At 46.1% G+C, this 1,054-nt stretch carries 1 protein-coding gene; it reads left to right on the top strand.

Translation table 11 applies throughout. From position 1 onward, the window contains the following. The first annotated feature begins 267 nt into the window (after positions 1 to 267). Positions 268 to 1,023: a hypothetical protein gene (locus tag KDK19_RS22760; protein ID WP_257293018.1), complete on the top strand. Its 756-nt coding sequence runs from the start codon at positions 268 to 270 to the stop codon at positions 1,021 to 1,023. The last annotated feature ends 31 nt before the right edge of the window (positions 1,024 to 1,054 follow it).

The following is a 1,054-nucleotide window of genomic DNA, read 5'->3' as shown; positions in this document are numbered from 1 at the left end:
GGCATAATACTTTTCAGTATATGTTGATAAGGACCCGACAGATGATGATAAAGGTGCTCAGACACGGCACCCTCAACCCTGATACTCTCTCCCCTGCTCATCGCCGGAATCAAAACCGCCAATAATGCGGCATCCGCTCTGTCTGACATCAGCTCTGAAAACTCTTCGTATGATGGCAAGGGCGTTATAACCGGCTTTTCTGGTGGTGTTGACTCATACTGTACGCTGGCTGACTATTTTTACTCCGAGGTTTCACCCGGCTTCAAAGTGACCCATTTGATCTATAACAATGTTGGGTCTCACGGTAAGAAGACAAACCCTGAAATACTCTTCAATGACCGGTATGAAGCATTGAAGCCTGTAGCGGATAAAATCGGTTTGCCTTTTATCAAGGTTAATTCAAACCTTGACCAATTCTATTGCGATCATCTGCATTTCATGCAGACTCACACGGCAAGAAACACCTCTGTAGCCTTGCTTTTGCAGAAAGGAATAGGCCTCTACCTCTATGGTTCTGCCTATGCCTATCCGGAAGTGTTTATAGGTGAAACTGACTCTATGGCGCACAGTGATTTAATGGCTTTGCCCATGCTGTCGACAGAATCTCTGAGAGCCCTCTCGGTAGGCAGTGAATACACCCGGGCTGAGAAAACCATACGAGTTGCCGGTGTTGAAGATTCATATACGTCCTTAGACGTTTGTGTTGGGGATGAAGTCGCAGGTAATTGCAGCAAATGCGTAAAGTGTCTGAGAACATTGCTGACTCTCGATATAGCCGGTGAGCTGGACAAGTACTCCGCAGTGTTTGATCTGGATGTCTATCATCAACACAAAGACAGTTATTGCAGCAGGATTCTCATCAGCAGGGCACCATTGGAGCGAGAAATTGCCCTTCTTGCCAGCAAAAAAGCCTTTCGTTTCCCATTATCATCTCATTTAGGCTCACTGGTTCGTTTTTGTACCAGTGGCAGTAAATACGTTTTCAGGCTCTCAAAAAAACTGCTAGCAGCCTGTCGGACTTAAGCGTCCGTAGCGAGGATTGCAAGAAATTGAG

Source organism: Endozoicomonas sp. ONNA1 (genome assembly GCF_024606325.1).
Classification (GTDB): Bacteria; Pseudomonadota; Gammaproteobacteria; order Pseudomonadales; family Endozoicomonadaceae; genus Endozoicomonas_A.
Note: the sequence above shows the minus strand (reverse complement) of the source record. Positions and strands in the feature narration are given on the sequence as shown.